An 11390-nucleotide genomic window follows, 5' to 3' on the forward strand; every position below is an offset into this window, starting at 1 on the left:
GTGACCGACATCTCCCTGACCGCTCCGCCCGCCGACGCGTGGCAGTCGCTGCCGCGCCGCGCCGCGCGGCTGGCGGCATTGGAAGGCGCTTTCGGCGGCCTGTTTGTGCCAGGCCTGCCGCTGGCGGCTGCATGGTGGTTCTTCGATCTACCAGGCGGCGCGTGGGTCGCCGCCCTCGGGCTGCTGGCAGGGGCTGCATGTGGCGCATGGCTCAGCCACCGCCGCCTGGTCCGCACCCGTTGGCGGCTGGACGCACAGGGCCTGGGCCTGCGGCGAGACCTGATGTGGCAGCTGGAAACCCGTATTCCCATTTCGCGCGTACAACACCTGGACCTGCGCAGGGGCCCGCTGGAACGCCGTGCAGGACTTGCCACGCTGATCGTGCATACCGCCGGCACCCGCATGAGCGCGGTAACCGTGAGCGGCCTGGATGAAACCGACGCCGAGCGTCTGCGCGACACCCTTTCGCACCAGCTCGACCAGGACGCTGACGCCCTGTGAGCCTGCCACCGCCTCTGCCTGCAGCACTGCGCGCCGGTGGCGAGGACCACCGCCTGCACCCGTGGTCATGGCTGTTCGTGCTGCTGATGCAGCTGCGCCACTACTTCCTGCCGCTGGTCGCACTGCTGGTATTCGGTCAGCGCGGCGACCACGATCCGATGTGGGCGCAGTTGATCCCACTGTCGGCGATCGCCGCGCTGGTCCTGGTCTCGGTGCTGCAGTACCTCAGCTACCGTTACCGCATCGGCAGCGATGCGATCACCGTGCGCAGCGGTCTGCTTGCGCGCAACCGGCGCGAGATTCCGTTCGCCCGCATCCACAACGTGGAAGTGCGGCAGAATCCGCTGCACCGGCTGTTCGGCGTGGCCGAGCTGCGCCTGGAGTCGGCCGGCGGCGTGCGCCCCGAAGCGGAAATGCGAGTGCTGAAGCTGGACCAGGCGCTGGCGCTGGAACGTCTCGTGCGCCAGCGCGGGCAGGCACCACAGGCCGCCGACGCTGTCCCCGCGCCTGCGGTCACCGTGGCCGACACCGAACACGTCCTGCTGCGCCTGTCCAGCTGGGACGTGATGCGCATGGGCCTGCTCTCCAATCGGGGCTGGGCACTGGCGGTTGCCGCCTTCGGCGTGCTGTTCCAGACCGTGCCGCGGCCGGTGATGGACGAAGCCATCCAACGTGGTGGCCGCGAGGCTTTCGGTTACGCCAGCCACCTGCACCCCGGCGTAGCAGGCGCTTTCCTGCTGCTGGCCGCCGCACTGCTGCTGGGCTGGCTGGCGCTGCGCGTGCTGTCGGTGGTACTGACCCTGCTGCGCTATCACGGCTTTACCCTCAGCGAGCAGGATCGCCGCCTGACCGTCTCCGCCGGTCTGCTCAGCCGCACCCGCAGCAGTGTCGCGCGTCGCCGCATCCAGGCCTGGACGCTGCGCGAATCCACCCTGCATCGCTGGTTCGGCCTGCGCCAGCTGCGCATCGACAGCGCTGCCGGTGGCCCTGCGCGCGATGAGGACCGCGCCCTGCGCGAGCTGGCACCACTGGCCCAGGCGACGCGCTGCGAGCAGCTGGTGCAGCACCTGTTGCCTCAGCTGCAGTGGCCGCCGACGCAATGGCACTCCATTCCGCAGCGTGGCTGGTGGCGGCTGTGCCTGGGAACGCTGCTGCTGGTACCCCTGTTGGCCGCAGCCGCGTACTGGCGCTGGGGGCCATGGGGCCTGCTGGTGCTGGCGTGGCTGCCGGTGGCGCTGCTGGTCGCTCATCGGCAGATGGCACGCATGGCCTGGCACCTGGACGAGCACTACGTGGCAGTGCGTGGCGGTTGGTGGAAGCGCTGGTGGCGCTGGGCCGAACTGGACAAGGTGCAGGGCCTGCGCTTGCTGCGCTCGCCGCTGGACAAGCTGTTGGGCACCAGCAGCCTGCAGCTGGATACTGCCGGCGCGCATGGCGATGTGGCATTGACCCTGCACCATCTGCCGCAGGCACAGGCGCAGCAGGTGATGGATCAGCTGGCTGCGGCGCTGGCGCGGCGCAAGCTGCGCTGGTAGGTAGTGCCGGCCGCTGGCCGGCAACCGCAGACATCCCCGAGCTTGCCGGCCAGCGGCCGGCATTACCGCGAGCGGGGGCGCGCATCCACGCACGGCATGGATCTACTCTAGAGCCGAGCCAATGCTCGGCTTACCGCTGCGACGGGCCCCAATAGCCCAGGTCCCTGCGGATCTGCAGATCACGCATCCAGCTGCCGAACGGCTTGCGCCGCAGCGCGCCCATTTCACCGGACAGGAAATCCTCGGTGGCCGCGATTACCCGCTCGCTGGACAGGCCGTCGCGGTACGGATGGATGGCATCGGCATAGCGCACGATCTCCGCCTGCAGCGCCGCGTCCGGGTGCAGCGCACGCGTCAGCATCGCCTCCAGCTGCGCAGGATCATTGAAGTCGATCATGTGTGGCTTGGGCACGCGGTTGCGGAAGGTCACCACCGGCTTGTGCTGCACGATGAACTCCGAAACGATCGACGAGGTATCCGACACCAGCACGTCGGCGGCGCGCTGCGCGGACATCACCTGCTCCGGCTCGATGAAGCGGGCATTGGCACCGGCCAGCGCGCGGTAGCGTTCGAACAGGTCCTGCGGGCACTTCGGGTGCAGGGTGAGAAGCCAGTAATGGTCACCGGCGGCGATATCGGCGGCGATCTGCGGGTGCAGGTGCGGCGCTGCGCTCAGGCGCTCGGTGAAGGTCGAACCGAACAGGATCACCGGGCGTCCTCCAGCGGCGGCGCGCAGCGCGGCGCTCTCGCCACCATCGTCGCGGAACAGCGGATCCAGCTTCGGCCAGCCCGTCTCGGCCACCGCGAAGTGGCCCTGCAGGGCCGCGATCTCACGAAACGGCGCGGTGGTGGCCGGCCCCTGCGTGCAGTACAGGTCGAACATGCCGCGCACCCGGAAGTGGCCGCGCGCGCTGTCCCGCTTCTCCACGTTGAAGCCATGGAACAGCTGCACCTTGGCGCCCGAAAGGAACGTCGGCACCCAGTTGGCCGCGCTGAACACCGCCCGCGGACGCAGGGCCAGGGCCTGCTTCAGGCCCACGTTGGGCACCCCCGGCAGGCTGCTGCCGGCCGCGCCGTCCTCGAACCAGGCCGCTACCTCCTGCCCGGATGCGTGCAAGGCCTGCGCCAACGGGGCGAGAATAGGCAGCGCATAGCGCTCCGTCGCAAACAACAGGTACCCGGCCATCATGTCCTCCACGACCGCTCCCATCGAACGGCCTCGCATCTCGGCGTGCATTATCGCGTTCAACGAGGCCGGGCGCATCGGCGACTGCCTGGCCTCGCTGGCGTTCTGCGATGAGATCGTGGTGGTGGACTCGTACTCCACCGATGCCACCGTCGCCATCGCCGAAGCTGCCGGCGCCCGTGTTCTGCAGCGCCGGTTCGACGGTTTCCGCAGCCAGAAGGCATTCTGCGTCGAGCAGGCCCGCCACGACTGGGTACTGTGCCTGGATGCCGACGAACGGATCAGTCCGGAACTGCGCGCGGCCATCGAACAGGCCCGCGACAGTGGCTTCAGCGGCCATGCCGGCTACCGTTTCGCCCGCCTGTCGGAGTATTTCGGCAGGTTCCTGCGCCATGGCAACGCCTACCCGGACCGAGTGTTGCGCCTGTTCGACCGCCGCCAGGGCGGCTGGCGCGGCAAGCGCGAGATCCACGAGGCTGCCAGCGTCGACGGCAGCGTCGGTACCCTGCGTGGCGACCTGGTCCACTATCCGTACCGCTCATTGCAGCAGCAGCTGGCCAAGACCGAGAAATACGCGCGGATGATGGCCGAGCACGAGTTCGCACGCGGCAAGCGGGCCACGCTGGGCAAGCTGGTGCTGGCGCCGGCCTGGCGGTTCTGGCGCGGCTTCCTGTTCCGTGGCGGCTTCCGCGACGGCTGGCATGGACTGGTCTATGCCTACGTACGCGCCAACTACGTGCGGCAGAAAACCATCATGCTGTGGATGCTGGGCAACGGCCAGGCCGTGGCTGACCCGCCGAACCCCTGATCGCCCGGCCCTGTCCGGGGCGCCGCTGGATCACGCCCCGGTGATTGCCCGGTGGCGCGCGCCCTCGACGATCGACAGGCCGGTCAGCAGGCCGACCAGGGTCACGTAGAAACTGGCTGTCATCTGGTGCGCGAACATCGACTGGGTCAGGCCGCACAGTGCATAGGTGATCACCAGCATGATGCCGGCTGCGGCCGGCCCCCGGAAGGTCGACCGTCCGCTGCGGCGATGCAGGCGCACGAACAACCAGAGCGGGATGCCATACACCGCCAGCAACAGCAGCAGGCCCGGTACGCCCTGGGTCGCTGCCCATTCGGCAACATCGTTGTGCGCATGCCCCAGGTGGCAACGCAACTCTTCCGGGTTCTCACGGCAGACCGGCACGCGCAGCATCGCGCTGTCGAAATGACCGATGCCAACACCCACCAGCGGGTGGTCGAGGAAGGTCTCCCAGGCCACCTGCAGGCGTTCCACGCGGGCACCGGCGGAAGAATCACTGTCGCCCAACTCCATCCGCTGCACGTCACTGTGCAGCTCGCTCAGGCGGACCTGGTGGCGCAGTTCCGGTACCGACAGCAGCAGGGTCGCACCGATCGCCAGCATGCCTGCCAGCACCGACAGGCGCGCCGCGCCGGTGCGCCAGCGCAGGCTCAACGTCAGCACCACCAGCAGCGCCAGCAAGGCGGCGAACACACCGCGGCTGCCGGTCAGCACGATGGTGCCGCAGCCGGCCGCCATGCCGAGGATCACCAGCGACCAGCGCCGCGACGGGCGACAGAACACCAGCAGCACCATCAAAACCATCACGATGTCGGCCAGCACGATGGCGTTGGTGAACAACTCTGCGCGCGGGGCGCCACCCAGCACCTGCCACAGTGACATCGCGAAGGCGGCGAGCAGGCCGGTCAATGATCCGTACCAGAGCCACCGCACGTCGGGACGCAGCGCGCAGACCCACAGCGCGATCCACGGGATCACCACGAACCGCGACCGGTTGTCGACGTCACGCAGGCCCTGCTCGAACAACACTACCGACATTAGGCCGAGCGCCAGCACCGCCAGCATCAGCCAGGCCAGCACTTTCACCGGCTGGCCGGCCATCCCGCGCGCGCGCCACAGCAGCTCCGGCGCCAGCAGCGTGCTCAGCAGCAGCAGCAGGCCATACGGCAACAGGTTGATGGGCACGGTCAGCACCAGTGCCGGCAGGCAGAACAGGCCCAGTTGGGCCAGCCCATGCGCCACCCGCTGACGTCCGCCGGCGGGAACGCCCAGCGGATCGCCGGCCATGAGGTTCAGGTTGTCCGGTGAAGCTGGCACGTCGGGAAGTATCGCTGCAATCGGCTGGAAAGAACGGGAAGGGGCGGTGCAGGCCATCCCGGCCTGCTGTTTTACTGCCTTTGACCCCGCTTGGGCAGACTGGACAAGCAGGAAGGGGGGGACTAGTCATGTTCCTGCAGACGCCGTTCACGTTCCCGCTCCTCTGCGGTGACCACGCAGGGCACCTTCACCGCCGTCGCCGGCACCAGCCACCAGCGCCGCCGGTTGGCTACGCCGGCCAGTTCAGAGCGGCTGCGGTCGACGCACGACAGCATTGCGTACTCGTGGACCAGCAACCAACGGCGTTCGGGCGCAAGCCGCTGCCAGCGCGTGGCCGCAATCAGCTGCTCGTCCCAGTCCGCCTCGAAACCGAAGGTCGCTGCGGGGCGGTCGGCCAGCAGCAGATGCTGCTCCTTCCAGGCCACCAGCCCAAGCTCGGCATCCGGGCCCAGCCGTGTACCAACCGTGCGCATCAGGCCGCGGGCGGAACTGGAATCGTTCAGCAGCGGGTAGCCGACCAGGCTGTACAGCACCCAGACCATCGCCAGGGTCGACACCAGCGCCAGATGCCGGCGACGACCGCAGGCCAGCAGGCTCAATGCGCCCCACACGCCCATCGCCAGGATCGTCCAGGCCAGCGCGTCGACGGCGCCGGGCGCCAGTCCGCGGCTGTGGGTCAGGCGCAGCTCGAAGGCCGGGTCGCCCAGCACCGCCATCGCGCCAGCCAGGACCAGGCCCAGTGACAGCAGGCCGGTGAACACTCCCACCACGGCCTGCACATCGCGCCGCTTCAGCAGCCCCGGCAGCAACGGCGCCAGCGCCAGGCAGAACATCGGCAGCGCCGGCAGGATGTAGACATCGCGCTTGCCGTCGGGGATCGAGAAGAACAGCACCACCATCAACCACCAGGACAGCGGCAGCAGATAGCGCGGATCGCGCCGGCGCAGCCGCCGCAACCAAGCCGGAAGCGCCCACGGCAGCAGCAGGAACGCGGGGATCCACATCGACGGCATGATCGCCAGGAAGTACCACCAGGGCTGGTGGTGGTCCCACGAGTGCGTATAGCGACGCGCCGTCTGCTGGAACAGGATGTCGTCCATGTACGCGCGGTATTCGTCCGAACCGGTGGCAAAACCGGCCAGCAGCATCGGCGCCAGCCACAACGACACCGCCAGCAGGAAGGCCAGCGGCGCCAGCCAGAAGCGGGCATCGCGCGCGTGCAGTGCCACCCGTGGCCATTGCAGTACCGCAGCGGTCACCGCCGGCACGATCATCAGCAGCGCCAGCATGCCCACGCCCTTGGTGATCACGCCGATGCCAGCGAAGAACCAGCCCAGCCACCACCAGCGCCAGCCTGGTCCCAGCAACAGGTGGCGCAGCAGGCCGTAGTTGGCCAGGGTGATGAACAGCAGCAGCAGTGGATCGATCTGCGCCTTCTTCGCCTGGAAGGTGAACTGCAGCGCGAACAGCAGCGCCCAGCCGGCGTAAAGCCCCACCCGCCGTGTCCACAGCCGCCGCCCGAGGTCGACCACGCACCACAGCGTACCCAGTACCGCCAGCAGCGACGGCAGCAGGAAGGCCACGCGCCACTGCCCGACCAGGCCGTACAGCGTAGCCTGCCACCACATCAGCATCGGCGGCTTGTCCGAATACAACTCGGTACCGCGGTGCGGGAACAGCCAGTGGCCGCTGTCGACCATCTGCTTGGCCACCAGCGCAAAGCGCGGCTCGTCCGATGGCCACGGATCACGAAGGCCCAGCCCGGCCCCCAGCAGCAGCAGGGCCATCGCCACGAACAACCACGTCTCGCGCGACGCGCGGGAATTCAGCATGGGACTCGGAACGTCAGCGGGGGTCAGGCTGTTTTTAGCAGACGCGCGTAAAAGAATCCGTCAGCATCGCTGTCACCCGGCAGTCGCTGGCGCGCGATTCCCTCGCAGTCCAGGCCGAATCGGTCATCCAGCGGCTCTGCCACCGCGTCCGGGTGCCATTTCAGGAACGCCCGCACCTGGTCGATGTTCTCCGCACGCAGGATCGAGCAGGTGGCATACAGCAGCACGCCGCCCGGACGCAGCATCGACCAGCAGGCCTCCAGCAGGCGGGCCTGCACACCGACCAGCGCATCGATATCCTCGGCACGTCGGTGGAACATCACATCCGGCTGCCGCCGGATCACGCCGGTGGCCGAGCACGGGGCATCGAGCAGGATCGCGTCGAACGGCACGCCATCCCACCAGGCACCCGGATCACTGGCATCGGCAGCCAGGGTCTGCGCATGCTCGCCCACGCCAGTGCGAACGTAGGTGTCACGTGCACGGGCCAGGCGGCGCGCGTCGATATCCAGCGCCAGCAGGCGCAGGCCGGGGTCGCGCTCCAGCAGGTGCGCCGACTTGCCACCGGGGGCCGCACAGGCGTCCAGCACGCGGGCACCGGCCGCCGGGGCCAGCGCGTCGGCCGCACACTGCGCCGACAGGTCCTGCACCGAGATGGCGCCTTCGGCGAAGCCGGGCAGCTGATTCACGGCAACCGGCGAGGCCAGGCGCAACGCGTCGGCGCTGAGCGGACTGGCTTGCGCGGTAATGCCAGCTTCGGCCAGCGTCGCCAGTGCCTTGTCGCGGCCGCCCTGCTGGCGGTTGGCGCGCAACCACAACGGCGCCGGCTGCAGGCTGGCGGCAAAGATCGCCTCGGCCTGGGCCGGCCAGTCGCGCTCGACGGCATCGGCCAGCCACGCCGGGAAGGCATCGCGCGCAGGCTGTTCCGGGAAACCTTCGCGCTGCGCGCGGCGCAGGATCGCATTGACCAGGCCCGCCTGGCGCTCACGACCCAGGGCACGCGCGGCATCGACCGTGGCCGACAACGCCGCGTGCGCCGGCAACGCCAGCACGTCCAGTTGGGCGAACCCGACCATCAGCAGCGTGCGCAGGTCGGCATCACGCGCCGACAGCGGCTTCTGCATCCACGACTGCAGCGCCGCGTCATAGGTACTGCGGCGGCGCAGGACGGCGAAGCACAGCGCTTCCAGCAGCGCGCGGTCGCGGCTGTCGGCCAGCTTCGGCAGCGCCCAGGCCAGTTCGGCCTTCAGCGACCGGCCACGGGTGAACACCTGTGCCAGCACGCGTGCGGCCAGCATGCGCGTGGCCGCTCCCGGCGCCGCCTTGGCGACGGAGAAATCGTTCTGCTTCGACACCGCTTATGCTCCCACGCGCAGATCGCGGCGGGCGTTGAGGTAGTCGGCCGCAGTAATCGCCTTGCCACCTTCCCGCTGCAGTACACGCAGGCGCAGTGCGCCCTGGCCACAGGCGATGTCGATGCCATCACGGCCGGCGGCCAGCACCGTGCCCGGCGCCTGGCCGTGGTCTGCCTCCAGTGCCACCGCGCCATGGATGCGCACGCGTTCGCCGGCCAGCGTTGCCTCGGCGATCGGCCACGGATTGAACGCGCGCACGGTACGCGCCAGCGCGCCGGCGTCCTGCGCCCAGTCCAGCCTGGCTTCGGCCTTGTCCAGCTTGTGCGCATACGTCACGCCCTGTTCCGGCTGCGGCCGCGCGATCGGCTTGATGCCCGCGCGCAGCAGGCCCAGGCCATCGGACAACACCTGGGCACCAAGCTCGGCCAGCTTGTCATGCAGCTGGCCGCCGGTATCGGTGGCCGCGATCGGCAGTTCCTGGTGCAGCAGCACCGGGCCGGTGTCCAGGCCGGCCTCCATCTGCATGAGGCAGACGCCGGTCTTCGCATCGCCGGCCTGGATCGCACGCTGGATCGGCGCGGCACCGCGCCAGCGCGGCAGCAGCGAGGCATGCACGTTCCAGCAGCCATGGGTCGGAATGGCCAGCACCGCCTTGGGCAGGATCAGGCCATAGGCCACTACCACCATCAGATCCGGCTGCAGGTCGCGCAGCTGCTGCTGGGCGGCCGCGTCCTTCAGCGACTCCGGCTGGTAGACCGGAATGCCACGGGCCACGGCTTCCAGCTTGACCGGCGACGGCGCCAGGCCACGGCCACGGCCGGCCGGACGATCAGGCTGGGTGTAGACGGCCACGACCTCATGATGGCGCGCAGCCGCGCGCAGCGATGACACCGCGAATTCCGGCGTACCGGCAAAGACAATCCTCATGGCTACCCCACTTGCAGGATGGATTCGTGCAGGAAAGAAAACGGCGCCGTCGGCCGGCGCCGTACAGCCCGCGCTTGCCGCGCAGGCGCGGGCCACCCGAAGGGTGGCCCGGATTGGCGATCACGCCACGTGCTTGCGCTGCTTGGCCAGCTTCTTGCGCACCATCTCGCGCTTGAGCGGCGACAGATAGTCGATGAACAGCTTGCCGTCCAGGTGATCCATCTCATGCTGGATGCAGGTGGCCAGCACTTCGCCGGCTTCCATCTGCTGTTCCTGGCCGTTGCGGTCCAGGTATTTCACGGTGATCGTATCGGCACGGGTCACGTCGGCGAAGATGCCCGGAACCGACAGGCAACCTTCCTGGTACACCCGCCCCCCTTCCCTGGCGACGATTTCCGGGTTGATGAACACCTGCGGTTCATTCTTTTCTTCGCTGACATCGATGACCATGAAGCGCTTGTGCACGTCCACCTGGGTGGCAGCCAGGCCGATGCCCGGCGCGTCGTACATGGTCTGGAACATGTTGTCGATCAGTTCCTGGAAGGCCGGCGTGGTGACTTCAGCGGCGTCGATCAACGCGGCCTTGGTACGCAGGCGCGGATCGGGGAACTCGAGAATGGGGAGAAGGGCCATGGCTGTTTCCGGGTAATGGGCCGGCACGCCGGCATACGTCGCAGATTCTAGCTCCAACGCTTGCCTTGCGCCCCGGTTTCTGGACTATAGTGCGCGGACCTGTTGGGGAATCAGGGCTTCACACCTATGTTGCTTCGTTTTCGTACGGTCGTCGCCGCGGCGATGCTGACCGTGGCTGCCTATGCTACCGCCGTGGAAGTGAATGGCGGGCACCCGGACACCTATGTGGTCCGAAAAGGGGATACGTTGTGGGATATCGCCGCACGTTTCCTGCAGAAGCCCTGGCTGTGGCCGGAGATCTGGCAGGCCAATCCACAGATCGCCAATCCGCACCTGATCTATCCCGGTGACGTGCTCAGCCTGGCCTACCTGGACCGGGTGACCGTCGCTGCCAAGCCCGGCCCGCGCCAGGAAGCCCCGATCGATGCCATTCCGCTGGCCCAGGTCGAGCCGTTCCTGAAGCAGCTGAGCGTGGTCGACAGCATCGACCAGCTGCCCTACGTGGCCGGCCTGGAAGAAGAGCGCCTGCGCGTCACCAGCGGCAGCGCGGTGTACGTGCGCCTGGCCGACGCCCAGCTGGGCCAGCGCTGGGCCGTGGTCCGCCCGACCGTGCGCTACGCCCAGCCCAAGCCGACCGAGGACCTGACCGCCAACGGCGACGTCACCCCGGGCAGCGGCAACCTGTGGCGGGCCTACAACGCCCCCAACCACCGCCGCGGCGTGCTTGGCTATGAGCTGGCCCAGGTCGCCACCGGTACCATCACCCACGTCGCCGGCGGCAAGGTCGAGGTGTCCACCCTGGTGCTGGACAAGAACGAGGGCGGCCGCGAGGTACGTGCGGGCGACCGCCTGGTCCCGGTCGAGGCCAGGCCCTACGACCTGCAGTTCATCCCCCATGTCCCGGCCGCCGGTGTCGAGGGCGTCGACGTGCGCGTGCTGGCCGTTGCCGACATGTTCACCGCTGGTGGGCCGCGCGACGTGATCGCGATCTCCGCAGGCCGCGCGCAGGGCGTGGACAACGGCACCGTGTTCTCGCTGTGGCGCCCGGGCCGCCACGTGGCGCACCGCATGAAGTACCCGAACTCCTCGCGCATGGATGATTCGCTCAGCACCGGCGCCGGCCGCGTCTCGCTGCCGGACGAATACGCCGCACACGCCATGGTGTTCCGTACCTTCGACAACGTCAGCTACGCACTGGTGATGCAGGGCGTGAAGCCGGTGCGCGTGGGATACAACGCACTGCACCCGGATGCGCGGTAGAGTCGACTGTTAGTCGACTGCTCTTCACCGCCCCCC

General features: G+C 68.7%; 10 protein-coding genes. 4 read left to right on the top strand and 6 right to left on the bottom strand.

Annotated features, from left to right (window positions below; translation table 11 throughout):
- Together AC5P9W_RS01790 and AC5P9W_RS01795 are read left to right on the top strand one after the other, a co-directional pair.
- The gene (locus AC5P9W_RS01790) at positions 1-501 is read left to right on the top strand and encodes a PH domain-containing protein (protein ID WP_021203244.1); all 501 of its coding nucleotides are present in this window, start codon (positions 1-3) and stop codon (positions 499-501) included.
- Positions 498-2036, top strand: a complete 1539-nt coding sequence (locus AC5P9W_RS01795) for a PH domain-containing protein (protein WP_495218725.1) — start codon at positions 498-500, stop codon at positions 2034-2036. The genes AC5P9W_RS01790 and AC5P9W_RS01795 overlap by 4 nt, the downstream gene beginning before the upstream one ends.
- A 130-nt stretch (positions 2037-2166) precedes the next feature.
- Here the strand turns inward: AC5P9W_RS01795 and AC5P9W_RS01800 are convergent, their stop codons facing one another.
- Positions 2167-3225, bottom strand: a complete 1059-nt coding sequence (locus tag AC5P9W_RS01800) for a CDP-glycerol glycerophosphotransferase family protein (protein WP_111101739.1) — start codon at positions 3223-3225, stop codon at positions 2167-2169.
- Between AC5P9W_RS01800 and AC5P9W_RS01805 the strand changes: the two genes are divergently transcribed.
- Positions 3224-4030: a glycosyltransferase family 2 protein gene (locus AC5P9W_RS01805; RefSeq protein WP_021203241.1), complete on the top strand. Its 807-nt coding sequence runs from the start codon at positions 3224-3226 to the stop codon at positions 4028-4030. The genes AC5P9W_RS01800 and AC5P9W_RS01805 overlap by 2 nt on opposite strands.
- Before the next feature lie 30 nt (positions 4031-4060).
- On the opposite strand, the gene AC5P9W_RS01810 is transcribed toward AC5P9W_RS01805, so the two are convergent.
- The 5 genes from AC5P9W_RS01810 to def all read right to left on the bottom strand — a co-directional run bounded on the left by AC5P9W_RS01810 (position 4061) and on the right by def (position 10094).
- The gene (locus tag AC5P9W_RS01810) at positions 4061-5317 is read right to left on the bottom strand and encodes an O-antigen ligase family protein (RefSeq protein ID WP_021203240.1); all 1257 of its coding nucleotides are present in this window, start codon (positions 5315-5317) and stop codon (positions 4061-4063) included.
- Between the two features lie 152 nt (positions 5318-5469).
- Positions 5470-7179 (bottom strand): glycosyltransferase family 39 protein, encoded by a 1710-nt coding sequence (locus tag AC5P9W_RS01815; RefSeq protein ID WP_495218727.1) that lies wholly within the window; start codon positions 7177-7179, stop codon positions 5470-5472.
- 23 nt (positions 7180-7202) lie between these two features.
- Complete coding sequence (gene rsmB / locus AC5P9W_RS01820; RefSeq protein WP_021203239.1) at positions 7203-8534, bottom strand: 16S rRNA (cytosine(967)-C(5))-methyltransferase RsmB; 1332 nt, start codon at positions 8532-8534, stop codon at positions 7203-7205.
- A gap of 3 nt (positions 8535-8537) precedes the next feature.
- Positions 8538-9461, bottom strand: a complete 924-nt coding sequence (fmt, locus tag AC5P9W_RS01825) for a methionyl-tRNA formyltransferase (RefSeq protein WP_111113035.1) — start codon at positions 9459-9461, stop codon at positions 8538-8540.
- A 120-nt stretch (positions 9462-9581) separates the two neighbouring features.
- Positions 9582-10094, bottom strand: a complete 513-nt coding sequence (gene def / locus AC5P9W_RS01830) for a peptide deformylase (protein ID WP_227844038.1) — start codon at positions 10092-10094, stop codon at positions 9582-9584.
- 126 nt (positions 10095-10220) lie between these two features.
- Here def and AC5P9W_RS01835 point away from each other — a divergent pair, with 126 nt between their 5' ends.
- Entirely contained in the window at positions 10221-11354 is a 1134-nt protein-coding gene (locus AC5P9W_RS01835; protein ID WP_111101734.1) for a LysM peptidoglycan-binding domain-containing protein, read from the top strand.
- The last annotated feature ends 36 nt before the right edge of the window (positions 11355-11390 follow it).

It is taken from the genome of Stenotrophomonas sp. YJH_SMC_33, assembly GCF_059372295.1.